Genomic DNA, 23,776 nt, shown 5'->3' on the forward strand with positions numbered 1-23,776 from the left:
CAGGACGAGCTTCAGGCCGTTCTGTACCAGTAAACCGCACAAACGGCTGTCAAGCTCTCCCAGATCGGGGCTTTCAGTCCTCTTCGAAGGTGTCGTCCTCGTCCGACGGGGGTGGGCCGCCGCCGCGGATGGTGTACAGGACTGCTTCCAGTTCGTCTGGTTTGACGAGGACGTCGCGGGCCTTGGAGCCTTCCGACGGGCCCACGACGCCTCGGCTCTCGAGGAGGTCCATGAGGCGTCCCGCTTTGGCGAAGCCGACCCGTAGCTTGCGTTGCAGCATGGACGTCGAGCCGAACTGGGAGGTCACGATCAGTTCGGCGGCCTGCAGGAGCACGTCGAGGTCGTCGCCGATCTCCTCGTCTATCTCCTTCTTGTCGCCTGCCTTGGCTGCGGTGACGCCGTCGGTGTACTCCGGTTGCCCCTGTTCCTTCACGAACGAGACGATCGAGTTGATCTCCTCGTCGGTGATGTACGCGCCCTGGATGCGGACCGGCTTCGACGCGCCCATCGGCAGGTACAGGCCGTCGCCCATGCCGATCAGTTTCTCGGCGCCCGGCTGGTCGAGGATGACCCGCGAGTCGGTCAGGGAGGACGTGGCGAAGGCCAGCCGGGACGGGACGTTCGTCTTGATCAGGCCCGTGACCACGTCCACGGACGGGCGCTGTGTCGCCAGCACGAGGTGGATGCCGGCCGCGCGGGCCTTCTGTGTGATCCGGACGATCGCGTCCTCGACGTCGCGCGGGGCGGTCATCATCAGGTCCGCCAGCTCGTCGACAATCGCCAGGATGTACGGGTACGGGCGGTACTCGCGCTCGGAGCCCGGCGGCGCGGTGATCTCGCCCGACTTCACCTTCTTGTTGAAGTCGTCGATGTGCCGGACCCGGTTGGCCTGCATGTCCTGGTAGCGCTGCTCCATCTCCTCGACGAGCCAGGTCAGCGCGGCCGCCGCCTTCTTCGGCTGCGTGATGATCGGGGTGATCAGGTGCGGGATGCCCTCGTACGGCGTCAGCTCCACCATCTTCGGGTCGATCAGGATCATCCTGACCTCGTCCGGGGTGGCCCGCGCCAGCAGCGACACCAGCATCGAGTTGACGAAGCTCGACTTGCCGGAACCCGTCGAACCCGCGCACAGCAGGTGCGGCATCTTCGCCAGGTTCGCGGTGACCATGTGGCCCTCGATGTCCTTGCCGAGGCCGATCACCATCGGGTGGCTGTCCTTGACCGCCGTGTTGGACCGCAGCACGTCCCCCAGCCGCACCATCTCGCGGTCCGAGTTCGGCACCTCGATGCCCACCGCCGACTTGCCGGGGATCGGCGCGAGCAGCCGCACGTTGTCGGTGGCCACCGCGTACGCGATGTTCTTGGTCAGCGCGGTGATCTTCTCGACCTTCACGCCCGGGCCCAGCTCCACCTCGTAGCGGGTGACCGTCGGACCGCGGGTGAAGCCGGTGACCTGCGCGTCGATCGCGAACTGGTCCAGCACGCCGGTGATCGCCTCGATCATGGCGTCGTTGGCGCGGCTGCGGGACTTCGGCGCGTCGCCCGCCTCCAGGATGGTCGGGTCGGGCAGCGTGTAGTCGCCGTCAACCACGCGCGGGGTGAGCGCGAGCTGCCCCTGCTGCTCCTTGGCCTGCGGAGTCTCCTTGACCTCGGCTGCCGGCTTCGCGCGCTTGCGGGGCGGCTTCGGCGGGGCCGGGGGCTCGGGCGGCGGGGGGATCTCCTCGCCGACGCCGGTCTCGGGAAGCGGGAGCTGCTCGCCGTCCTCGGCCATCGTGGCCTGGCGGCGGCGCGACGGGCGGCGCAGGCGAGACGGCTCCGCCTCCGGAGTCTCGGCCTCCTCTTCGCCGAGCAGGTCGATGCCTTCGGCTTCGCGATCCTCCGGGTCCATGCCCAGTTCACGTAGTCGCGTCGGGATGTCACGGAACCGGGTGCCGGTGAACACGAGCACGCCGAACCCCAGCACGAGTACCAGCAGCGGCAGCGCGACCCACGCCGTGACGCCCTTGGCCAGCAGCCCGCCGGAGATGTAGCCGAGCGCGCCACCCGCGTACATCCGGCCGAGGTTGTCTCCCGGCAGGTCGGAGAAGATGTGCAGGACGCCGAGGAGGGCCAGGACGAACAGCAGCGTGCCGATCACCAGCCGCGGCCGCTTCTCCGGCTGCGGGTCAGACCGCATCAGCGCGATGCCGATCACGAGCAGCGTCAGCGGCAGCGCCATGGCGGCGGCGCCGACCACGGAACGCGCGCCGATCTCGAAGTAGTGGCCGATCGGGCCGGCCGCTCGCCACCAGATGCCGGCGCCCGCGATCACCCCGAGCGCGATGAGCGCGAACGCGAGCCCGTCCCGGCGGTGTGCCGGGTCGAGCTCCTTGGTGCGTCCGACCGTGCGGGCGATCCCGCCTGCCCCTTTGGCGAGCAGGCCCCAACCGCCACGCAGGCCGCGGTACAACGCGCCGCTGGTCGAAGCCTTGCTGGTGGTCCTGCGGATCGGTTGGCGGGCCGCCGGGCGCGTCGACCTGGCGTTCTTCGTGGTCTTGGTGGTCTTGGCCGGTGCGCGTGTGGACTTGGCACGACTTCCAGAGCCGCTGCTAGCGCCGCGGCTCTTGGAGCTCCTGGAAGCTGCTGCCCGGTTCGCCATACCCCACACGGTAGTCGGCCCTCACCACACGAGTCACTCCCGCCACACCGACCCCATGGCCCCTGGAGACCGCCTGTCGGGTCCGTGCGATGCTCCGCTCATGGTCGCGCTGTCTCGTCGCAGTTCCGAGTCGACACGCCGGTGGCCCCGGCCCCAGAAAGTCTCGCCGATCTGGCGGGCCATGACGCTCGTGGACCGGGGGTTCGTCCGGCTGGTCGGCAAGCTGGAGATCACCGGCGCCATCCCACCCGAGCTGCGTACCCGGCCGATGCTGATCGCCGCCAACCACATCGGGGTGTTCGACGCGTTCGTGCTCACGGCCGCGCTGCGCGAGGCGGGTGTGAACCCCCGCTTCCTGCTCACCGCCGGCCTGCTGGACACGCCGGTCGTCGGGTGGGGGCTGCGGCAGGGCGGCAGCATCCGCGTTGACCGCGGTAAGGCCAACATCGCCGAGGCGTTCGAGCGCGTCACCACGGCCCTGCGGGAGACCCCGGGCCCGGTGCTCGTGTACCCGGAGGGCCGTATCAGCCACGACCCGGGCCTGTGGCCGGAACGCGGCAAGACGGGTGCCGCCCGGATGGCGCTGGCCGCTGACGTGCCGGTGTTGACGATCAGTCAGTGGGGTGCGCACGAGGCCGTGTACTGGGGCACTGAGGTCGTGAGCGGGTGGCAGGACATCAAGCCACTCGTGAAGTCCTGGCTGATGGCCATCTGGCGCCGGCCCACGTTCCGGGTGCACTTCGGTCCGGTGGTCGACCTGGCCGATCTGTCGCCCGACAAGCCCGGCGACGCGATGCGTGCCCACAAGCGGATCATGCAGGCCATCGCCGACAACCTGGTGCCGCTGCGCCGCGACGAGCTCGACGGGCCGAGGTTCCACGACCCGACGCGACCGACGGACAGCAGAAGCCCCTGGAAGCCACAGCTGTAGGGGCCTACAGCTTCAGGGCCTGGGCCGGGATGGCCATGCCCGTGCGGAGAGGGTTCAGCACCAGCATGGTCGAGAACCGGCGGATGTTCGGGGCCTCGTTGAACAGGCGCTCGGAGACCTCCTTGTGGTGGGCCATGCCGGACGTGGTGAGCACGACGACGTAGTCCCATTCGCCGTAACACACGTACACCTGCTGTACCTCGGGCGCGGCGAGCAGCCGGCGTTGGAACGCGTCGAGCAGGCGTTGGGACTCGCGCTCCACCGCGACCAGGACCACCGCCGTGACCAGGTCATGGCTTGCGCGCGGGTCGAGGACCGCCGCGAGACGGGTCAGCAGGCCGCTCTTGCGGTACCGCTCGATCCGCCGTTGCACGGCGCTCGGTGACAGGCCCACCACCTCGCCGAGCTCACGCAGCGTCCGGTCGGCGTCGGCCTGGAGTTCGTCCAGCAGTCGATGATCGATCTCATCCAGCTTCACGCAAAAATTTTGCGCCCAGGCGGGAGAATTTTCAATCGTGATCACGTCGGGTTCGCCTAGCGTGAAGTGTACAAAATCCCTGTTGACGAAAGGGTAACCAGACGATGACAACCGAGGCACCCGACCATCCGGCCATCGCTGTCACCGGCAACACCCGAACGAGGGTTAGCCGCGGCACGACGCTCATCGTGCTGGCGTCGGTCTGCTTCGGGACGTCCGGGCCGCTGGTGAAGCCGACGATGGACGCCGGGTTGTCACCCCAGCAGGTGGCCAGCTTCCGGATCGGGCTGGCGGCCGTGCTGTTGGTGGCCTTCGTGGCGGTCACGAGACCCGGGCTGCTGCGGGTACGCCGAGCGGACCTGCCGCTGCTCGCCGCCTACGGACTGGTCGGGGTGGCGGCGGTGCAGCTGCTGTACTTCGCCGCGGTGTCGCGCATTCCGATCGGTGTGGCGATGCTGCTGGAGTTCACCGCGCCGATCCTCGTGGCCCTGTGGGTGCGGTTCGTGCGGCGGGTGGTGCTGTCGGCGCGGACCTGGATAGGGACCGCGGTCGCGCTCGTCGGGCTCGCCATGGTCGCGGAGGTGTGGCAGGGTCTGCGGCTCGACGCGCTGGGCCTGCTGTTCGCCGTCGGCGCGGCCCTGTGTGCCGCGGCGTACTTCCTGATCGGTGACCGCGCGGTCGGCACGCTCGAGCCGCTGGGGCTCGTCACGTGGGGCATGGTGATCGGTGCGGTCGCGATCGCCGTGATCGCGCCGCCGTGGGCGATGCCCGGTGACATCCTGACCAGCGACGCGGACTTCGGCGGCTGGCACGTGCCGGTGTGGACGCTGGTGGTGGCCTGCACGGTCGTGAGCACGCTCATGGCGTACCTGCTGTCGATCAGCGCCATGCGGTACCTGCCCACCAACGTGGTCAGCGTGCTGGCACTGGTCGAGCCGGTCGTGGCGACCGCGATGGCCTGGCTGGTCCTCGGCCAGGCCCTCACGGTCGTTCAGGTCGTCGGCGCCGCGGTGCTGCTGGCCGGCGCCGCGGTCGTCCAGCTCGCGTCGCGCACTACACGGGAATGACGGTCGGCACGATCATCGGGCGGCGCCGGTAGGTGTCCGCCACCCAGCGGCCAACGACCCGGCGCACGGCCTGGGCGATCCGGTGCGTGTCGGTGATGCCCTCGGACTCGGTGTGCGACAGCTCCATCTCCACCAGGGACACGACCTCGTCGAGTGCCTTCGGGTCGTCGGAGAAGCCGCGGCCCGAGATCGTCGGCGCCGTGACCGCGCGACCTGTGCTCGACTCGACGGCCACGGTGATCGCGATGAACCCGCCCTCACCGAGGATGAGCCGGTCGGACAGCGTGGACTCGCCGACGTCGCCGACGGACAGACCGTCCACGTAGACGTGACCGACCTCGACGCGGCCGCTGATCCTGGCGCGGCCGTCCACCAGGTCGACCACCACGCCGTCCTCGGCGATGACCACGTGGTCGGACGGCACACCCGTCGCCACGGCCAAAGCCGCGTTGGCCCGCAGGTGCCGCCACTCGCCGTGCACCGGCATGACGTTGGACGGGCGGACCGCGTTGTACAGGTACAACAGCTCGCCGGCCGACGCGTGGCCGGACACGTGGACCTTCGCGTTGCCCTGGTGGACCACGTTGGCGCCCAGCCGGGCCAGCCCGTTGACCACGCTGAACACCGCGGTCTCGTTGCCGGGGATCATGGAGCTGGCCAGTACGACGGTGTCCCCCGCGAGGATCTGGATCTGCCGGTGCTCACCACGCGCCATGCGGGACAGCGCCGACAGCGGCTCGCCCTGCGACCCGGTCGACACGAACAGCACCTGGTCCCCGGGCAGCTCGAGCGCCTCGTTCAGGTCGACGAACAGCCCTTCCGGCACGCGCAGGAGCCCCAGCTCGGCGGCGATGCCCATGTTGCGCACCATCGAACGGCCGACCAGGGCCACGCGACGCCCGTTTCGCACCGCCACGTCGAGCACCTGCTGCACGCGGTGCACATGGCTCGCGAAACAGGCCACGATCACCCGCTGCTGTGCCTGCGAGATCACCCGCTCCAGCACCGGGCCGATCTCCCGCTCCGCCATGACGAAGCCGGGCACCTCGGCGTTGGTCGAGTCGACGAGAAAGAGGTCCACGCCTTCGTCACCGAGGCGGGAGAACCCGGCCAGGTCGGTGAGCCGGCCGTCGAGCGGCAGCTGGTCAAGCTTGATGTCACCGGTGTGCAGCACCACGCCGGCCGGCGTGCGGATGGCGACCGCGAGTGCGTCCGGAATGGAGTGGTTGACGGCGAAGAACTCGCACTCGAAGTCGCCGTAGGAGACCTTGCCGCCCTCGATCACCTCGACGAGGTTGGGGGTGAGCCGGTGTTCCTTGCACTTCGCGGCGACCAGCGCCAGCGTGAAGCGGGAGCCCACGACCGGCAGGTCGGGGCGGTGTCGTAAGAGGAACGGCACGGCGCCGATGTGGTCCTCGTGCCCGTGGGTGAGCACCACCGCCTCGATGTCGTCCATGCGGTGCTCGATCGCGCGGAAGTCCGGCAGGATCAGGTCCACGCCGGGCTGCTGGTCCTCCGGGAACAGCACACCGCAGTCGACGACGAGCAGCTTGCCGGCGTACTCGAACACGGTCATGTTGCGGCCGATCTCGCCGATTCCGCCCAGCGCGACGACGCGCAGTCCTCCATCGGTGAGCGGACCGGGTGGCACTAGTTGTGTCACCGATGAACCTGCCCGGCGCTGGTGTGGGTGGTGGCCGGGACGTACGCGGCGGCCGCGTCGGCCTGGGCGACCCTGGCGGCGGCCACGTCCGACGGCGCCGCGTCGGCCAGCGGCACGCCGGCGTCGGACAGGTCGGACGCGATCAGCTGGACCTGTTCCGGCGTGGCGGGCGGCAGCGGTAGCCGGGGATCGCCCACGTCACGGCCTCGTAGTCGCAGCGCGGCCTTCACGAAGATCACGCCGCCGACCCGGCCCATGGCCCGGTACACCGGCAGCAGTCCACGGTGGACCGTTCGTGCGGTGCTGACGTCGCCGTTCTCGTAGGTCTCCAGCAGCCGGCGCAGTCGGCCGGCGACCACGTGCCCGATGACGCTGACGAAACCGACGGCGCCGACCGACAGCCACGGCAGGTTCAGCGCGTCGTCGCCCGAGTAGTAGGCGAGGTCGGTGTTGGCGATGACCTGGCTGCCGGCGAGCAGGTCGCCCTTGGCGTCCTTGACCGCCATGATCCGCGGGTGCTCCGCGAGTCTGCGCAGCGTGTCGACCTCGATGGGCACGACCGAGCGCGGCGGTATGTCGTAGAGCATGTTCGGCAGGCCGGTCGCGTTCGCGACGGCCGTGAAGTGCGCGACCAGCCCGGCCTGCGGCGGCCGGGAGTAGTACGGGGTCACCACGAGCAGACCGTGCGCGCCGGCCTGTTCGGCCTCACGGGCGAGGTGCACGGAGTGCGCGGTGTCGTAGGTGCCGACGGACGCCACCACGGTCGCCCGGTCCCCCACCGCGTCCACGACCACCCGCACCAGCTCGGCCTTCTCCGCGTCGGACGTCGTCGGCGACTCGCCGGTGGTGCCACTGACCACCAGGCCGTCGTTGCCGAGCTCCACGAGGTGACCGGCGAGGCTCTGCGCCGCGTCGAGGTCGACCTTCCCGTTCGCGTCGAACGGGGTGACCATCGCCGTGAGCACCTGGCCGAACGGCCTTCCTGGCTTGGCTGTCGGGCACGTGTTCATGCTCGTAGACGCTACTCCACGGACGACGTGGACATCTGCCTGCCTTCGTGGTCGTACAGGACACAGTAGATCGTCCGCCGCTGCTCCCACGCCCTGTCGGTCGGCACGAGCGCGCGGTAACGCAGCGAGGACGTGTCGGGAACGACCTCGGAACCAAACATTCCCGTGCAGTGGCCTTCGGCGAAGCGGCTGAGGTTGTCGAACCCGGGATGGCCGATGTCGGTCCACTCCTCGTAGTCCTCGTCGGGGTTCTCGTAGTAGCTCCGCGACGCGAACACCTCCAGCGAGTGCGGCTCCGAGCACTCGACGTGCGCGCTCTGCGTGATCAGCCGGCCCTCGGTGAGCTCGCTGTTCAGACAGCCGCCGGACGGACTGCTGTCCCATGTGAACTCCTTGAGGTAGCCGTCATCGCCGATGCCGTAGGTGAGGGTCGGGTCCATGTCGACGGGGACGTCCGGGCCCGGTTCGGTGGCGACCCGCAGGAAGTAGCCGGCGACCAGCAGTGCCACCGCCGTCACGGCGGCCGTGACGAGCACGGGTTTCCCCAGCTGTCGGCCCGGGGCCCGGCGCATCGTCGTGCCTCTTGGCACGACCGGTGCCGTGGCGCCTTCCGGCGGGGTGCCCATCGCCTGTGCGAGCAGGCCGCGTACCTGGGCGGCGGACGGCCGTGCCTCGGGATGTGTGTTCAACAGGCCGGTGATCACCGCGGCCAGCGGGCCATGGCCACGCGTCAGGAACGGGACCTCGTTCAGGATCGCGTGCATCGTCGCGGCCGTCGACGAGCGCTCGAACGGGGAGTACCCCTCGACCGCGAAGAACAGGACCGCGCCGAGCGCCCACAGGTCCGAGCCCGCGTCCGCGTCCTGTCCTCGGAGGCGCTCCGGGGCCATGTAGACGGGTGAGCCGACGAGGATGCCGCTCGTGGTGAGGTGCGGGTCGTCCGTGGACTGGGCGATGCCGAAGTCCGTGAGCTTCACCCGCCCGTTCGGCAGCACCATGATGTTGGCGGGCTTGACGTCCCGGTGCACCACACCAGCCGCGTGCGCGGCGTCCAACGCGGACAGCAGCTGCTCGGCGAGCCGCGCGACGGTGTTCTGCGGCAGCGGCCCGTGGTCCCGCACGAGCTGGGACAAGGTGGTGGCCTGGATCAGCTCCATCACGATGTAGGTGGTGCCGGACTCACGCAGCACGTCGTACACGGTGACCACGCCGGGGTCGTTGAGCCGACCGGCCGCGCGGGCCTCGCGCAGCACCCGCTCCTCGAACACCGTCTTCTCGGCCGGCGCGACGTCGTCGGGCAGATGGAGTTCCTTGATCGCGACCTGACGGCCGATCGTCCGGTCCTCCGCGAGCCACACGATGCCCATGCCACCACGGCCGATCTCGGTGAGCATCGCGTACCGCCCGGCGATCAGGCGCTCGCCCGTCCGCACCTGGTCCACGGCGACATCCCTTCTTCCCGGCTACCCGACACTCCGACCGGGAGAAGAGCCATCCGGTTCCCCGTCACAGACCGCGGCGCAACCCCTTGACCGCCGCGATGCCGGACTGGTCGCCATCGAACCCGACGCGGGCGGCGTCGCGGCCCACGGCGAACAGCAGCAGCTCACCGGGCTCGCCGGTGATCGTCACCGTGTTCGGTCCACGCCGGACGGTGTGCTCCTGGCCGTCCGGGCGGCGTAACACCAGGCCGACCGGGCTGCGGCGCAACGTCAGCCGCGCGGTGCGGCCCAGACCGGTCCACAGTGCCGCGTCCCGGCGGGCGTCCGGTTCCCTCGGCTCCCAGCCTTCCTGGCCGCGGCGCGCGTCCTCGTGGTGCACGAACAGCTCGACGCTGTTGACGGCCGCGTCGACGGCGGGGACACGGGTCGGCCACCACACCGGAGGGCCGCCGCGGACGAGGTCGACGAGCTCACGCCACGGGCGCTGGGCGTAGGAGTCCTGCACGTGCTTGGTGTACCCGGCGAACGGCTTGAGCAGGATGCCGGGCGCGGCGTCCGCCCGGCGTTCGCGGATCACGAGGTGGGCGGCAAGGTCCCTGGTGAACCAGCCGGTGCACAGGGTCGGCTGGTTCGGGCCCAGCTCGTCGAGCAGGTCACACAACGCGGCACGCTCGCGGGCGGCTAATGACATAGGTGGCAAACCCTCTCAGTTCTTCGGCACGACCTGGTCGGTGAGCTGCTTGCCGTCCCGGCGCGCGATCAGGCAGTACAGGTTGCGGTTCATCTCGGAGGACGGCGCCTCCCACGACTCCTTCGCCGGCACCAGCGCCGTGTGTACGAGCGAGTCCCGCTGGCCCGCCGGCACGGCCTCGTTCAGGCCGAACACGAGTGAGCAGGACGCCTCGGCGAGCGCGCGCAGCGCGGACTGGTCGGGATACTCGGTGTCCTCTTCGGACCCGAAGGGGTTGTACTCGTAGAGCACCTCGAAGTCGTGCGGGCCCGCACAGTCGGTGCTGCCCGTGTAGCTGCGGCCCGAAGCGAGCGGTGCGGCCCCGCAACCGCCCTGGCCCAGCTCGAACTCCGGGATGTCCGCGGTGGCGTCGCCGTAGGAATAGGTCGGGCCCTTCGCTGGGTCGACGTTCGGGTCGACGAGCCCGGTGCGACCCCAGAACCAGCCACCGGTGAAGGCTCCGGCGACCAGCAGGACGACGGCGGCCACCCACGGCCACGGGTTGCGGCGCTTGACCGGTCCGGTGCTCTCCCGGGTGGAGTTCGCCGGGTAGAGCGCGGTTCCCGCGTGCGGGACCGTCTGGTGCACGACCTGTGTGAGCAGCCCACGGACCTGCTGTGTGGACAGCCGGGCTTCTGGCTTGGTGTTCAGCAGGCCGGTGATCACCGCGGCCAGCGGGCCCTGGCCACGCGTCAGGTACGGCACCTCGTTGAGGATCGCGTGCATGGTCGCGGCCGTGGACGGACGCTCGAACGCGGCCCGGCCCTCCACCGCGTAGAACAGCGACGCGGCCAGCGCCCACAGGTCCGAGCGGGCGTCGGCCTGCCCGCCGCGGATCACCTCCGGCGGGAGGTAGGTCGGCGAGCCGACGAGGACACCGCTGGTCGTGAGGCGGGGGTCGTCGGTGGACTGGGCGATGCCGAAGTCGGTCAGCTTCACCCGCCCGTTCGGCAACACCATGATGTTCGAGGGCTTCACGTCCCGGTGCACCACACCAGCCGCGTGCGCGACCTCCAACGCCGACAGCAGCTGCTCGCCGATCCTGGCGACCGTCTCCGCGGGCAGCGGGCCGTCACGGCCCACGATGGCGGTGAGCGTGGGTGCCTGGATCAGCTCCATCACGATGTAGGTGGCGCCGGACTCCTGGAGCACGTCGTACACCGTCACGACACCGGGGTCGTTGAGCCGGCCGGCGGCCCGGGCCTCGCGCAGCACGCGTTCCTCGAGCACCCGCCGCTCCTCCGCGGGCACACCGGCGGGCAGGTGCAGCTCCTTGATCGCGACGCGGCGACCGATCGTCCGGTCCTCCGCGAGCCACACGATACCCATGCCACCACGGCCGATCTCGGTGATGATCGCGTACCGCCCGGCGATCATCCGCTGGTGGGCCACCTGTTCGGGCTGCTGGGTCACGACGGCACCACACCCGCTCCGTAGGCTCCGCTCCACCGGCGCCCTCCGCAGGCTCCGCGGGCTCCGTGCCGTCGTGGGTGTTGATGGTTCGCTCCGCAAGCTCCGCTCACGACGATGGATGTTAGATGGCGGTATGGCGCCCTGGGTGCTCCACGTCGACCTCGACCAGTTCATCGCGGCGGTCGAGGTGTTGCGGGACCCGTCGCTGGCCGGCAAGCCGGTCGTGGTGGGCGGTCGGGGCGACCCCACCGAGCGGGCGGTGGTGGCGACCGCGTCGTACGAGGCGCGCGAGTTCGGCGTGCACTCGGGCATCCCGTTGAAGCTGGCCGCCCGTCGGTGCCCGGAGGCCGTCTTCCTGCCGTCCGACCCGTCCGCGTACGACGAGGCGTCGGCTCAGGTGATGGCCGTGCTGCGGTCGTTCGGTGTGGTCGTGGAGGTCCTGGGCTGGGACGAGGCCTTCCTGGGCCTGCCGGACGGCGACCCGTTCGCGTTCGCGCGCTCGGTGCAGGAGGCGGTGCTGGCGCGGACGCGGCTGTCCTGCTCGGTGGGCATCGGCGACAACAAACTGCGCGCCAAGCTGGCGACGGGTTTCGCGAAACCGGCCGGCGTGTACCAGCTGACCCGGGAGAACTGGTTCGCCGTGATGGCGGACCGGCCGACGACGGCGCTGTGGGGCATCGGCACGAAGACCGCCCGCAAGCTGGCGGAACTGGGGTTCGCGACGGTGGCGGACCTGGCGCAGGCGGACCCGGACGTGCTGGCGGCTCGCCTCGGTCCTCGCATGGGGCCGTGGTACCGGGGGCTGGCGCGGGGTGCCGGCAGCGCGGAGGTGACCGGGACGCCGTACGTCGCGAAGTCACGCAGCCGGGAGACCACGTTCCAGGAGAACCTGACGGCACTGCCGGAGATCACCGCGGAGGTGGTGACGCTGGCGCACCGCGTCGCCGCCGACGTGGTCGGTGAAGGCCGGCTGGCGGCCCGGGTGGCGGTGAAGGTGCGGTTCGCGCCGTTCTTCACCCACACCCGCAGCATGACGCTGCCGGCACCCACCGACGACGCCGCGCGGTTGGAAGAGGCGGCGCTGACCGTGCTCGGCAAGTTCGAGCTGGACCGGCCGGTCAGACTGCTGGGAGTACGAGCCGAGTTCCCGGACGCCTAGGGCGCGTGTGCCACCTCGTGGCCCGCCTCGGCCAGGGCCTTCAACGCCCGTTCCAGGTCGGCGGACTTCACCAGCACGTGGTCGGTGTCGTAGGTGGACACCGCCAGCAGGGTGACGCCCGCCGCGGCGAGCTCGCCGGCCAGTGCCGCCATCACCCCGGTCAGGTCGAACTCCAGCGGGCCACGGACGGTGAGCAGGCGCCAGCCGGGCCGGGAGTGCTCGCTCGCCGGCGCCACGTCGCTCGGGCACACCACTGACACACCGTCCGCCGTGGCGGTGACCGACACCAGGCCCGCCGACTCGATGTGCGGTGGGGCGGCGCCCGTCGACAGGCGGGCGACCGTGTACTCCCCCGGCGCCAGGTCGATGGCGAGACGCTTCACGACGCTCAGCCCTCGGTCACGAACGGGCTCGACGCCACTTCCGTGCCGTCCGGGAGGGTGGAGATCACGAAGTCGTTGAAGACGTTCGCCGCCGCCTTCTGCAGCTGACGCAGGCATTCGACGGCCAGCTGGCGGATCTCGACGTCCGCGTGCTCACTCGCCCGCATCGCGATGAAGTGGCGCCAGGCGCGGTAGTTGCCGGTGACGACGATGCGGGTCTCGGTCGCGTTGGGGAGGACCGCGCGGGCGGCCTGCCTCGCCTGCTTGCGGCGCAGCGTCGCGTTCGGCACGTCCGCGAAGTGCTCCTCGAGGCCCTCCAGCAGCTCGGTGTACGCGGCGACACTGGCCTCGGCGGCCTTCATGAACTTCTCGTGCAGCACCGGGTCGTTGGCGATGACGTCCGGCTCGACCATGGCGGCCCTGCGTTCCGGCACGTACCGCTGCGACAGCTGGGAGTACGAGAAGTGGCGGTGGCGGATCAGCTCGTGGGTCAGCGACCGCGAGATGCCGGTGATGTAGAAGCTGACCGTGCCGTGCTCCAGCACCGACAGGTGGCCCACCTCGAGGATGTGGCGCAGGTAGCCGGCGTTGGTGGCGGTGACCGGATTCGGCTTCTTCCACGACTGGTAGCAGGCACGACCGGCGAACTCGGCCAGCGCCTCGCCGCCTTCCGCGTCCGTCGACCACGGCACGTCCTCCGGCGGGAAGAACTCCGTCTTCGCGATGAGCTGAACCCTGGGCGACACGCTCTCCGTCATGCCGGAGAGCCTAACCGCCGCGCGGACGCGCCCGCCGCATCGCCGCATGCTGTCAGCCACGACACTTGCGTGACGTCATTCGTGGTGTCACCATGGCGTCATGGATCTCACACCGTACATCGCCTCGTTGCGGGAGGACCTCATCACGGCCGCGTCGGCCGGCGACGAGAACACCCGCCGCGCTGCTGAGGTGCTCGCGGCGGCGCTGGAGCCCGCCGCGCGCCTCGCGATCATGAACGCGCTGTCCGACCTGGCCGCCGAGGTCACCGCCTCGCTGGACGACCACGTCGTGGACGTCCGCCTCGCCGGACGCGACGTGCAGGTGGTGGTCACCGGCCGGGGGGCGCCGCACGAGGACCCACGCGCGGACGACGTCCCGCCGGTCGACGACTCAGGGGGCGACATGAGCAGGATGACGCTGCGGCTGTTCGAGCAGCTCAAGGCGAAGGCCGAGCAGGCGGCGGCGGCGCAGGGGGTCTCGCTGAACACGTTCGTGCAGCAGGCCGTCCAGGGGGCGCTGCACCGCAAGGGCGGCTTCGGCGGCAAGGAATGGAGCCGGGAGTGGAGCCGCGGTTGGAACGCCGGCCCGGAACGCGGGCAGGGCTCGTCCCGCGTGCACGGCTGGTACGAGGGGTGACGGCGATGAACGACGAGCAAGCCGACAGCGGCATCGTGCGCCGGCAGAGTTTCGAGACCGAGGGGCCGGTGGAGCTGAGCCTCTCGACCGGGGGCGGCGCCATCACCGTGCGACTGGTCGACGAGCCGGGTGTGCACGTCGAGATCCGCCACGACCCGGCCGCCGGCAGCCCGTGGACGCAGGGCATCACGAGCCTGGTCAGCTGGGTCAACACCCAGTTCCCCCAGTTCAGCGGGCAGTTCGGCGAGTCGGTGCCGGCCGAGTCGAGCGTGGAGGCGGAGGCCGTCCGGCAGACCACGGTGGACTACACGGCCGGCCGTCTGAAGGTGCAGACCCCGAAGGAGCTGCAGCTGCGGAACGTGCCGATCGCGGTGTCGGTGCAGGCGCCACTCGGGTCCCATGTGGACGCCCGCACCGGCTCGGGCAACGTGACGGTCTCCGGCCGCGCCGGCCGCCTGGCCGTACACACCGGTTCCGGTCGCGTCACGTCCGACCAGGCCGAGGGCAAGGCACAGGTCGACACCGGTTCCGGCACCGTCCGCCTCGGCCCGATGACCGCCGGCCTGCGGGCGAAGACCGGCACGGGCGACATCGAGGTGACCGCCGTCGGTGGCGCCAGCACGGTGGTCACGGGCAGCGGTGACGTGTGGCTGGGCGGCGTGACGGGCGATGTCATGGCCCGCACCGGCAGCGGCCGCGTGACCGTCGCGAACGCGGCGTCCGGACAGCTGGAGCTCCACACCGGCTCCGGCGCCATCCACGTCGGCATCCGCAAGGGCAGCCCGGCGGAGGTCGACCTGTCCTCCGGCTCCGGCGAAGCCCGCAGCGAGCTGGACCTGACGACCACGCCGCCGGAGAACAAGCCCTCGCTACGCATCCGCGGCCGCACCGGCTCCGGCAACGCGGTGGTCACCACCGCGATCGAATAGCCACGACCGACGGGGGTTCGTCCGGGTGACGGCTCCAGCACCGGAGACGTCACCCGGACGACGAGGGTGACCGCGGGCTCAGCCCGGGCAGGACGACGTGGTCGGCAGCGGATACTCCAGGTCGAAAGCCGCTGTCGCGTCGAGGCCGTCGTCGGGGTCTGGCGGTTGGCGTTGTCCGCTGTAGCTCGGGGCCAGTTCGCCTCGTTGGTAGGCGTCGCAGGCTATCGAGTAGCCGTAGCCGCGTACCGGACCTGGCGACAGGCCGCGGTCCGTTTCGGGCCAGCGTTCGTCGGTGATCGTGTAGTCCGCCTCGAAGCGGTCCACCGTCACGATGTCCATCAGGTCGTTGAGACGGTCCGGGGCGGACGGGGCGAAGGCATAGGCGAAGACGTAGTTCGTGTGCACCGTCAGCGCGCCGTCGGGGGCCTGTTCCGCCCACATCTCGCCCATGACCTTCGGTGTCGCCGGCAGCAGGTGGAAACCGTCGGCGATGCGGGTCGCCAGTGCGTAGCCAACTCGGGACGGCTGCGCCAGGTCCCGGGTCGCGGTCGCACGCGCCGACGGTGCCAGCAGTGCCAGGTAGGGCTCGTGGTCGTGCTCCTCCAGCACCGCCGGGTTGAGCCGTGCCGTGATCAGCACCTGCCGCACCCGCTGGTACGCGGCCGCCACCTGCTCCGCCGAGTACGTGCCGACGGGAGCGGCCGCTGGTGGCACGATGCCCGCCGCCCCGTCCCCCCAGCCCTCCGTCGGCGTGCCGGCGAACGGCCGCGACAGGTCCACGCTCGGGCGGTCCGTGTTCGGCGGTGACATCTCGGTGACGCTCAGCCGGTTGCGGTCGGCGAGCACCGCGCTCACCACCAACAGCACCGCCAGCGCCACGATCGACACCACCGCGACCCGGTGCCGCCGCAGGAACGACGGCTCCCGCGACGGGCCGACCACCTGCCGCTGCCGGCGCCGCCACTCGGCCCGCGCCTCCCGTTCGTCCTTTTTGGACAGACGGAGGTCACGCAGGTCCGGATGATCGTCCAGATTGTCGATATCCACTTGTCCCCCAAGACAAATCAGGCCCGGGATCCTAATTCATGCCTTGAGGGCGGCGCGCACCTCCTTCACCAAGTTGCCATTGGACCCGACCTCCACCGCGTCGAGTTCGAGCCAGAGGGCCATCGTGCGTAGTTCTTCCGCCAGTTCGCGTGCCACGCGAGCGGTGTCGACGCCCGGCTCGGCGAACACGCCCCGGGCCCGCAACACGCCCGCCATCCGGTCGGTCTTCAGGTCGACGCGGCCGACGAGCTGACCGTCGAGCAGGAACGGGAAAACGTAGTAGCCGTAGACCCGTTTCGGCTCCGGCACGTAGATCTCGATGCGGTAGTGGAAATCGAAGATCCGCTCGGTCCGCTCCCGCCGCCAGATCAACGGGTCGAACGGGCACAGCAACGCGCGGCCCGTGACCTGCCGGGGGGTGCGGGCGTCGACGTGCCGGTACGCCGGGTGCTGCCACCCCTGCACGGTCACCGCCTCGACCAGGCCCTGCTCGACCAGGTCGGCCAGGGCGACCTTGCTGCGGGCGGGCGGCAGCCGGTAGTAGTCCCGCAGGTCCGGCTCGGTGCCGATGCCGTGCGCGGACGCGGCACGCAGCATCAACTGCCGCGCGGCCTCCTCGTCGGACACCGGCGGCGCGGACAACGTCTCGGGCGGGAGCACCCGCTCGGGTAAGTCGTACAGGCGCTGGAATCCCCGCCGCGTTCCGGTGGTCAGCTCACCGGTGGCGAACAGCCACTCGCACGCGTGCTTGACCGCGGACCGGTTCCACCAGCCGCCAGGCGCCTTCTTGGCCCGGCCCTCTGCCAGCCCCAACTCGTCCTCGAGCGGTCCGGCTCCGATCGGGCCCAACTCCTTGACCGCGGCCAACACGTCGTCGAACAGGCCGGGGGCGTCCTTCAACAGAGACGCGAACCGGGACGCGTACTTGCGCTCGTACTCCCGCATCCGCCACCGGAACAGCGGCCAGTCCGCGACCGGCAACAGGCTCGCCTCGTGCGCCCAGTACTCGACGAGCAAGCGTGGCCGGCGGGCGCGGTGCGTCCACGCCGCGTCGTCGACCAGCTCGGCCGGGTACGGGCCGAGCCGGGAGAACAGCGGCATGTAATGCGCCCGCACGGCGACGTTCACCGAGTCGAGCTGGATCAGCCGCACCCGGTCGAGCACCCGCCGCAGGTGCCGCCGGGACACGTCTCCCCCGGGCCGTGTGTCGGTGAACCCCTGTGCGCCCAGCGCGATCCGCCGCGCGACATCCGCACTGACGGATGCGCCTGGCGTGGTCGTGACCTCCATGCCGACACCTTGGCATGGACCACCGACAAAAATCAGTTGATGGGGCGGAAGGCCGAGCCGGTGATCGTCTCCGTGTCGTTGATCGAGGAGACGCAGCGATAGACGCCCAGTTCGGTCGACTTGTCGTCGCTGGAGGGCGGCAGGATGGTCGGCTCCCATCGCTCCTCGCCGAGCTGGAGCGCCTCGCCGAACCGCGACGCCATCAGGTTCTCCATGGAGCACACCTGCTGCACGACCGGGTGCGCCTCCAGCACGTCCGTGAACGGGTCGGCGACATCGCCCGGCACGAGCGCGATCGCATAGGTCTCGAAGGCGTGGTCCTGGTCACACGACAACCGCCGGATGCTCTCGATCTCGCCGTTGACCACGAACATGCTCGACCAGCATTCGGCCTTCTCCACGCAGGCCGCCTGCCCACCCTCCACCGTGGCCGCGGGGCAGCCCTCGGTGACGGTCCGCACGCCGTAGATCTCCGCGGAGGTCTTCGTGCTGGTCGTGGCGGGTGCGGTCGTCTGGCTACCCGGATCGTCGGCGGCCCGCTGCCCACCGTCGCTGTCGGGGTTACGCAGCACGAAGTACCAGACGCCCGCCAGGACCAGCACGGCCGCGAGCGCGACGCTCAGCCAGATCGCGGCCACGTTCTTCTTCTTCGGCTGGGTCGGTGTGGAGTCCTGCCGGTAGAACGGCGCCGGCCCGGTCGGCCCGGACGGAAAGGGACGCACACCGGCCGGCGGGGACGGCGGGTTCGACGGGCGGGGTGTGGCCACCGTCATCACCGGTGAGGTGACCGCGTGCCGAGGACTGGGGAAGTCCCCGACGTTCAGCTGGGACAGGTCGGCCCGCAGCGACGCCGCCTCCGGGTACCGGTGCCCTGGGTCCCTGGCCAGCCCGCGCCGCAGCACGGCCATGAACTGCGGCGGCACGCCAGGGAGGTCCTCGATCGGGGCGTCGTGCAGGCGGATGATCTCCGGCACGCTCAGCTCACGGTCGGGTGGGTACCTGGGTGGCCGGCCGGCCAACAGCGTGTACAGGGTGGCCGTCAGCGCGTACACGTCGGACTGCGGTGTCGGCGGCGCCAGGTGGAACTGCTCGGGCGCCGCGTACGCCGGGGTCAGGGCCTCGAGTGTGACCGACGTGTCGCGCCCCGTCTCCATCAGTGCCGCGAGGCCGAAGTCGGAGAGGGCGACCGTGCCGTACCGCTTGATGAGGATGTTGCCCGGCTTGATGTCGCGGTGCAGCACGCCGAGGTCGTGGGCGGCGGCGAGCGCGTCCCCGATCTTCTGGCCGATGTCGGCGACCTCGCGGGGCGGCAGGGGGCCACGCTGTGCGAGCGAGCCGCCGGGGCACAGCTCCATCACGATGAAGGGCCGGGAGTCCGGCAGCACACCCGCGTCGTAGATCTCCACCACGTGCGGATGCCCGGACAGCCGTCCCGCGGCACGGACCTCGCGGAGGAACCGGCGCTGGTCGCGGTCGTCGAGGATCACCCGCGTGTCCACCTTGATGGCCACCTCGCGGTCGATCGTGAGGTGCCGGGCGCGGTAGACCACGCCGAAGCCGCCGCGCCCCAGCGGATCGCCGATCTGGTAGCCGGGGACGGAGATGGTCACGGGCGAAGAGCGTAGCCGAGGAAATTTCCACATCAGCGCGGTATCGCGAGATCACCCGGTCCCACGATCCTCTAGGTTCGCTGGCATGGCCGAAGCCACCGTCCGTCCCGCCGAGCCGTCCGACGCGGCCGAGATCGCCCGCATCCAACTCGTCACGTGGCGCGCCGCCTACCAGGACCTGCTGCCCGCCGAGGTGCTCGACGGGTTCGACGAGGCGGAGGCCGAACAGACCTGGCGCCACGCCATCGAGCGAGGCCCGGCCCGTGTGTTCGTGGCCACAGAGGGCAGTTGGCACGTCGGCTTCTGCGCGGCCGGCAGGTCGCCCGAGGACGAGTCGTCGGCCGCGGACGGCACCCCGGCGCCGGACGCCGACCAGGTCGCGCTGGTGAGCACGCTGCTCGTGGAGCCGCGCTGGGGTCGCCGAGGGCATGGCGGCCGGCTGCTCGCTGCCGCGGGCACGGCCATGCTCGCGAATGGACTGACCAGGGGAATCACCTGGGTCGCCGAGGCGGACAAGGCGTCGCTGAGCTTCTGGGAGCGGGCCGGCTGGACGGCCGACGGCACGGTGCGCACACTCGACGCGGCCGGGCGACCACTGAGAGAAGTGCGTCTGACCGGCACGCTCGCGTTCGAGTTGCGAACCTGACACAACCGGTAAGCCCCGCCCGACGTCTACCGTAGTGGAAGTCGCCGCCGCATGACCCCGTTCTCACAGGGCACTCAGGTAAGCTGCGGCCGTCTTTGACCTCGACTGGAGTTTGCCTGTGATCGCGTGGCTCGGTTTGACGCTCGGCGTCGCGTTCGGGTCCGCACTTCTCCCTCTCGTCAGCATCGAGATCTTCCTCGTCGGCCTCGCGATGCAGCAGCCTCACATCCCGTGGCTGATGCTCGGTGCGGTCGTCGCGGTCGGGCAGGTGGGCGGCAAGCTGATCTACTACTACGCGGCCAAGGGCGACCTGCATCTGCCGAAGTTCATGCATCGCAAGGAAAGGCTCCAGACGCCGCGCCGTGTCCGGTGGCACCGGCGCACCAAGCGGATCCGCATGTGGGTCGAGGCGTTGCGGGAGAAGTGTCACCGCCACCCGAAATGGATGGTCGGCACGTACGGACTCAGCTCGGTGCTCGGCCTGCCGCCGTTCATGGCGACGTCGGTGCTGGCCGGCATGGTGCGGATGAGCCTCACCGCGTTCCTCGGCGCAGGCCTGGTCGGGCGTTTCATCAGGTTCAGCGCCCTGGCGGCGTCACCCGCCGTGTGCGCGGGCTGGTTCTTCTGAAAAATTCCTTGGCTGGGTTGTCGATCCGGTCGCGGCTCGTTCGACGTCGTGGTGAAGACGCCGAAACGCACCCGTTCGGAAGGACATCCAGTCATGACCGCGACCCTGCACACCCCGACCGCCACCAGCGTCTCCGCCGGCTCGCCCATCAGCGCGAAGCTGCCGTCCTGGGCAATCGCCGCGACCCGCGTGGTGGTGTCGTTCCTGTTCATCCTCCACGGCCTGGTCGGCCTGTGGGGCGCCTTCGGCGGTGTCGACGGCCAGGGCGGCACCATCGACCCGCTGAGCTGGCCGGGCGGTTGGGCCTCCCTCATCCACCTCGTCGCGGGCGCCCTGGTGATGGTCGGCCTGTTCACCCGCACCGCCGCGCTGCTGTGCTCGGGTGCGATGGCCTACGCCTACTTCACCGTGCACCAGCCGATCGCGCTGTTCCCCATCCCCAACGGCGGCGAGCCCGCCGCGCTGTACGCCTGGATCTTCCTGCTGATCGGTGTCCTCGGCCCGGGCGCGTTCGCCATCGACGCCCTGCGCCGCCGCCGCTGACCATCCGCGATGAAGCCCGGGTGACCGCTGGTCACCCGGGCTTCAGGCTTCCTCCCACGCGTCGCCGACGCAGCCTTCCTCGTAGGCCCAACGTTTGTCCTCCTCGCCCTCCCGCAGAAGCCGTTTCACCGCAACGAGGTCGGCGTCGGCCGGCACGTTGAGCGCGACCATGCCGTACTGCTCGACCCCCTCCCCCTCGACCCCGAGCGGCGCGAACGCGTCGAGCACCGCCTGTCGGTCACCGTGGAGGGGACCACTGCGGAACGGGATGACCCTGATGGTGCAGTTGCCGGACCACCTGATCGTCTTCTCCGCCCAGAAAACCCCCGCCTCGTCCTGGTTGACCGCGACGACGTCGAAGCACGCGACGCCACGCACGAAGAACGGGATGTTGTCCAGCACGACCACGTTGTCCCGCTGGGTCGTCGTGGCCCACATCCGCTCGACGGCCACCGGCGGCCAACCTTCCGCGTCCTGCTCCAACGCGAAGCAGACGCGCACCTGGTCCGTCATGGCGCACAGTCTGGCGTACGGGCGGCGGAACCGCAGATCAACCGCCCGTACCAGTGACTACACCAGGGCGACCTCTTCTTCCGGCACCAGTGCGACGCGAACCCGGTCCGGCTCGTACGCCAGCCTGGGCACCGCGAACACCGCGGTCGCCGGACCGGACGGGGTGCGGGCGGCGTAGGCCAGCAGGCGCCACTCTCCCTCGTCCCAGTGGTCCAGCAGGTCGGAGGTCAACTGCTCGACCACCGACTGGTACGCGGTGCTCTTCCACAGCTGCCGCACCGTCGACTCCACCGGCACCTCGACCGCGCGCGTCGTGGCCAGTGGATGCCGCACCCGGACCCGCCAGCGCCGCAACGGAAGCAACCACCGGTGGTCCAGTTCCGGCGACAGCGCGACCACGACGCCCAACTCGACGAGCACCACGCCCAGTGTCGCGAATGGACGGTCAGGTGCCCCGGTCGCCGTCGCGGCGAACGCACTCGTCACCAACAGCAGACCGGCACGCGCGAAACCGCGACCCCGCACGGGCGTGTGCTTCTCGCCGAGACAGCCACACGAGGAGTCCGGCGCCTTCCACTTGCCGTATGCCAGGTAAGCCAGCATGGCCGCGGACAGCACCGCCGCCGCGTACGCCTCCGCCGGATACGCGGGTGGCGCGAGCAGCAAAAGCGCGACGACGGCCTCGACGACACCGACCGCGCGGTACGCGCGAACAACCCTTTCCGTACCGACCAACTTGGCGAGCACGGACCGGCGCGCGGTCGCGGACGCGTTGCGGTGCAACAGTTTGAACCCGCTCGCCCACAGCAGCACCACGCCGACCACGACGTGTTGCGTGCTCGCGAGCCATTCGACGGCGACCATCAGGCCGCCGCGTAGACGGTGGCCAGCTCGACCTCGTTGGTGTCCGGCCGCCACGCGCCGATCACCTGCGCGTGTCTGCCCACCTCCAACAGCGAGAGGTCGCTGACCGCGGGCGTGTTGTTGTAGACCGCCGCGGTGGTACCGGAAACCACGTGCCCGACGATCCGGTCGCCGTGGTGGTCCATGTGCACCACGCTCCGGCCGATGGACGTGATGTGCACCTGGAGGTTCACGATGTTGAGCCAGATCGCGTCGGCGGCGAGCGTGCCGTCGGGCATCCGCACGCCGCGCGCGTAGAGGCCGTCGCCGACCTTGGCCGCGTCCGCGGTGGTCGGGCGCAGCTTCCACACACTGGTGGCCTTGGTGAGGTGGATCTGGTTGAGCGTGCGGTCCGACGAGGTGACGATCAACAGCCCGCCGGCGATGCCGGTGATCCGGCCCTCGACGAAGTTCGGGTCCGGTGCGCCGGCCTCGACGTCGAGCTTGGGATCGGCCATGGCCTCGGGGGCGACCGAGCCGATCGTCGTCGCCGTGACCACGGTCGCGGTCGTGCCGAGCACGGCGCTGGACAGGAAACGCCTACGTCCCAGGATGTCCGACATGGTCTCAGCTCCTCAGGGTGACGGGCATGATGCCGCTGGACAGGTTCCCGATCGCGCTGTACGCCGCCGGGGTCAGGTCCAGCAGGCGGTTGGTCGCACAGTTCCCGCTGCAGCACGAACGCTCGCCGCACCACAGGTCCGTCTGCGGCCCGCAGTCCGCGATCTTCACCGCGATTTCCGTTGTGCCGCAAAGGTTCTTGACGTAGAAGGTGTGCCCGCAGGTGCGGCGTAAGAGGTCGTCACCGCACTTGTCCGGCCTGGTGATGGCAAAGCACGCGTCGGACGTGTTGGGCCACGCGCAGTGCCGACTGCCGGAACTGCAGTTGCCACAGGCGCCGCCGCCCGCGGACCCGCACGGTCCCCAGCCTGCGCCGCAGCAGAACCACGACGCCTCGGACGTCGCCGGCGCCCTCGTATCTTGTGCCATGTGTCGCTCCCTTCGGGGATGCCCCGGGGAGCCACGTGCGTTCTCGGGCAGACGAGCAGGGGCGAACCCGCTCGCGCTCACGAGCGGACGCACCCTGATCTCTCGCCTGGCCCTCATCGCGCGTGGTCCCGGTTTGGGTGGGACTTTTGCACGAACAGACAAGAGTTAGTTATCAACTGACAGATCGACGCTACTTCGCGATCACCGATTCGCGCGCCCGCCAACTGGAGTAGTTCCGCATGTACCGAAGGGACCCTTCAGGACGTTGAGCCACCGATGGCTGGTGTCCTGAAAGACGCGATCGGGACGTTCAACGACACGAACGCGTCTTTCAGGACATCGCCCGAAACCGCTCAGCGGGACCACCG

General features: G+C 70.3%; 24 protein-coding genes. 8 read left to right on the forward strand and 16 right to left on the reverse strand.

Annotation, left to right across the window (positions count from 1 at the left end; translation table 11 throughout):
• Positions 1-73: 73 nt before the first annotated feature.
• Positions 74-2,638, reverse strand: a complete 2,565-nt coding sequence (locus tag VF106_RS28385; RefSeq protein WP_330842920.1) for an FtsK/SpoIIIE family DNA translocase — start codon at positions 2,636-2,638, stop codon at positions 74-76.
• 100 nt (positions 2,639-2,738) lie between these two features.
• Here VF106_RS28385 and VF106_RS28390 point away from each other — a divergent pair, with 100 nt between their 5' ends.
• On the forward strand, positions 2,739-3,569 hold the full coding sequence (locus VF106_RS28390; RefSeq protein WP_414639077.1) for a lysophospholipid acyltransferase family protein: 831 nt from the start codon (positions 2,739-2,741) through the stop codon (positions 3,567-3,569).
• A 4-nt stretch (positions 3,570-3,573) separates the two neighbouring features.
• On the opposite strand, the gene VF106_RS28395 is transcribed toward VF106_RS28390, so the two are convergent.
• A complete protein-coding gene (locus tag VF106_RS28395; protein WP_330842922.1) occupies positions 3,574-4,047 on the reverse strand; it encodes an Lrp/AsnC family transcriptional regulator in 474 nt (157 codons plus the stop codon).
• 104 nt (positions 4,048-4,151) lie between these two features.
• Here VF106_RS28395 and VF106_RS28400 point away from each other — a divergent pair, with 104 nt between their 5' ends.
• Positions 4,152-5,114 carry an EamA family transporter gene (locus VF106_RS28400; RefSeq protein WP_330842923.1) on the forward strand — a complete coding sequence of 321 codons (963 nt, stop codon included), beginning with the start codon at positions 4,152-4,154 and terminating at the stop codon, positions 5,112-5,114.
• Here the strand turns inward: VF106_RS28400 and VF106_RS28405 are convergent.
• The 5 genes from VF106_RS28405 to VF106_RS28425 all read right to left on the reverse strand — a co-directional run bounded on the left by VF106_RS28405 (position 5,101) and on the right by VF106_RS28425 (position 11,372).
• The gene (locus VF106_RS28405; protein WP_330842924.1) at positions 5,101-6,777 is read right to left on the reverse strand and encodes a ribonuclease J; all 1,677 of its coding nucleotides are present in this window, start codon (positions 6,775-6,777) and stop codon (positions 5,101-5,103) included. The genes VF106_RS28400 and VF106_RS28405 overlap by 14 nt on opposite strands.
• Complete coding sequence (gene dapA, locus VF106_RS28410) at positions 6,774-7,787, reverse strand: 4-hydroxy-tetrahydrodipicolinate synthase (RefSeq protein ID WP_330842925.1); 1,014 nt, start codon at positions 7,785-7,787, stop codon at positions 6,774-6,776. The genes VF106_RS28405 and dapA overlap by 4 nt, the downstream gene beginning before the upstream one ends.
• 11 nt (positions 7,788-7,798) lie before the next feature.
• Entirely contained in the window at positions 7,799-9,181 is a 1,383-nt protein-coding gene (locus VF106_RS28415; protein WP_414639084.1) for a serine/threonine-protein kinase, read from the reverse strand.
• Between the two features lie 112 nt (positions 9,182-9,293).
• Complete coding sequence (locus tag VF106_RS28420) at positions 9,294-9,920, reverse strand: TIGR03085 family metal-binding protein (RefSeq protein ID WP_330842927.1); 627 nt, start codon at positions 9,918-9,920, stop codon at positions 9,294-9,296.
• Positions 9,921-9,935: 15 nt separating this feature from the next.
• A complete protein-coding gene (locus tag VF106_RS28425; protein ID WP_330842928.1) occupies positions 9,936-11,372 on the reverse strand; it encodes a serine/threonine-protein kinase in 1,437 nt (478 codons plus the stop codon).
• A 133-nt stretch (positions 11,373-11,505) separates the two neighbouring features.
• Between VF106_RS28425 and VF106_RS28430 the strand changes: the two genes are divergently transcribed.
• A complete protein-coding gene (locus VF106_RS28430; protein ID WP_330842929.1) occupies positions 11,506-12,531 on the forward strand; it encodes a DNA polymerase IV in 1,026 nt (341 codons plus the stop codon).
• Here VF106_RS28430 and VF106_RS28435 read toward each other — a convergent pair.
• Both VF106_RS28435 and thyX read right to left on the reverse strand, forming a co-directional pair.
• Complete coding sequence (locus tag VF106_RS28435) at positions 12,528-12,914, reverse strand: ACT domain-containing protein (RefSeq protein ID WP_330842930.1); 387 nt, start codon at positions 12,912-12,914, stop codon at positions 12,528-12,530. The genes VF106_RS28430 and VF106_RS28435 overlap by 4 nt on opposite strands.
• Positions 12,915-12,919: 5 nt before the next feature.
• Positions 12,920-13,672 (reverse strand): FAD-dependent thymidylate synthase, encoded by a 753-nt coding sequence (gene thyX / locus VF106_RS28440; RefSeq protein ID WP_330842931.1) that lies wholly within the window; start codon positions 13,670-13,672, stop codon positions 12,920-12,922.
• Between the two features lie 100 nt (positions 13,673-13,772).
• Between thyX and VF106_RS28445 the strand changes: the two genes are divergently transcribed.
• Together VF106_RS28445 and VF106_RS28450 are read left to right on the forward strand one after the other, a co-directional pair.
• Positions 13,773-14,309 (forward strand): toxin-antitoxin system HicB family antitoxin, encoded by a 537-nt coding sequence (locus tag VF106_RS28445; RefSeq protein WP_330842932.1) that lies wholly within the window; start codon positions 13,773-13,775, stop codon positions 14,307-14,309.
• Positions 14,310-14,314: 5 nt separating this feature from the next.
• Positions 14,315-15,238, forward strand: a complete 924-nt coding sequence (locus VF106_RS28450) for a DUF4097 family beta strand repeat-containing protein (RefSeq protein WP_330842933.1) — start codon at positions 14,315-14,317, stop codon at positions 15,236-15,238.
• 78 nt (positions 15,239-15,316) lie between these two features.
• On the opposite strand, the gene VF106_RS28455 is transcribed toward VF106_RS28450, so the two are convergent.
• Genes VF106_RS28455 through VF106_RS28465 form a run of 3 tightly spaced genes read right to left on the reverse strand, consistent with a single transcriptional unit; the run spans position 15,317 to position 19,185 of the window.
• Positions 15,317-16,285, reverse strand: coding sequence for a hypothetical protein (locus VF106_RS28455; RefSeq protein ID WP_330842934.1), 969 nt, complete (start codon positions 16,283-16,285; stop codon positions 15,317-15,319).
• Between the two features lie 36 nt (positions 16,286-16,321).
• Positions 16,322-17,575, reverse strand: coding sequence for a winged helix-turn-helix domain-containing protein (locus VF106_RS28460; protein ID WP_330842935.1), 1,254 nt, complete (start codon positions 17,573-17,575; stop codon positions 16,322-16,324).
• A 32-nt stretch (positions 17,576-17,607) separates the two neighbouring features.
• The gene (locus VF106_RS28465) at positions 17,608-19,185 is read right to left on the reverse strand and encodes a serine/threonine-protein kinase (protein ID WP_330842936.1); all 1,578 of its coding nucleotides are present in this window, start codon (positions 19,183-19,185) and stop codon (positions 17,608-17,610) included.
• A gap of 85 nt (positions 19,186-19,270) precedes the next feature.
• Here VF106_RS28465 and VF106_RS28470 point away from each other — a divergent pair, with 85 nt between their 5' ends.
• The 3 genes from VF106_RS28470 (at position 19,271) to VF106_RS28480 (ending at position 21,002) form a co-directional block, all read left to right on the forward strand.
• A complete protein-coding gene (locus VF106_RS28470; RefSeq protein WP_330842937.1) occupies positions 19,271-19,831 on the forward strand; it encodes a GNAT family N-acetyltransferase in 561 nt (186 codons plus the stop codon).
• Between the two features lie 118 nt (positions 19,832-19,949).
• Entirely contained in the window at positions 19,950-20,459 is a 510-nt protein-coding gene (locus VF106_RS28475; protein WP_330842938.1) for a hypothetical protein, read from the forward strand.
• A gap of 93 nt (positions 20,460-20,552) precedes the next feature.
• Entirely contained in the window at positions 20,553-21,002 is a 450-nt protein-coding gene (locus tag VF106_RS28480; protein ID WP_330842939.1) for a DoxX family protein, read from the forward strand.
• A 42-nt stretch (positions 21,003-21,044) separates the two neighbouring features.
• Here VF106_RS28480 and VF106_RS28485 read toward each other — a convergent pair whose 3' ends face one another.
• Genes VF106_RS28485 through VF106_RS28500 form a run of 4 tightly spaced genes read right to left on the reverse strand, consistent with a single transcriptional unit; the run spans position 21,045 to position 23,408 of the window.
• Positions 21,045-21,515 carry a DUF4265 domain-containing protein gene (locus VF106_RS28485; RefSeq protein WP_330842940.1) on the reverse strand — a complete coding sequence of 157 codons (471 nt, stop codon included), beginning with the start codon at positions 21,513-21,515 and terminating at the stop codon, positions 21,045-21,047.
• Between the two features lie 57 nt (positions 21,516-21,572).
• Entirely contained in the window at positions 21,573-22,379 is an 807-nt protein-coding gene (locus VF106_RS28490; protein WP_330842941.1) for a MauE/DoxX family redox-associated membrane protein, read from the reverse strand.
• Positions 22,379-22,981: a cell wall protein gene (locus VF106_RS28495; protein ID WP_330842942.1), complete on the reverse strand. Its 603-nt coding sequence runs from the start codon at positions 22,979-22,981 to the stop codon at positions 22,379-22,381. Before VF106_RS28495 ends, VF106_RS28490 begins: the two co-directional genes overlap by 1 nt.
• Before the next feature lie 4 nt (positions 22,982-22,985).
• Positions 22,986-23,408, reverse strand: a complete 423-nt coding sequence (locus tag VF106_RS28500) for an RlpA-like double-psi beta-barrel domain-containing protein (RefSeq protein WP_330842943.1) — start codon at positions 23,406-23,408, stop codon at positions 22,986-22,988.
• Positions 23,409-23,776 lie beyond the last annotated feature (368 nt).

Source organism: Actinophytocola sp. (assembly GCF_036378875.1).
Lineage (GTDB): Bacteria > Actinomycetota > Actinomycetes > Mycobacteriales > Pseudonocardiaceae > Actinophytocola.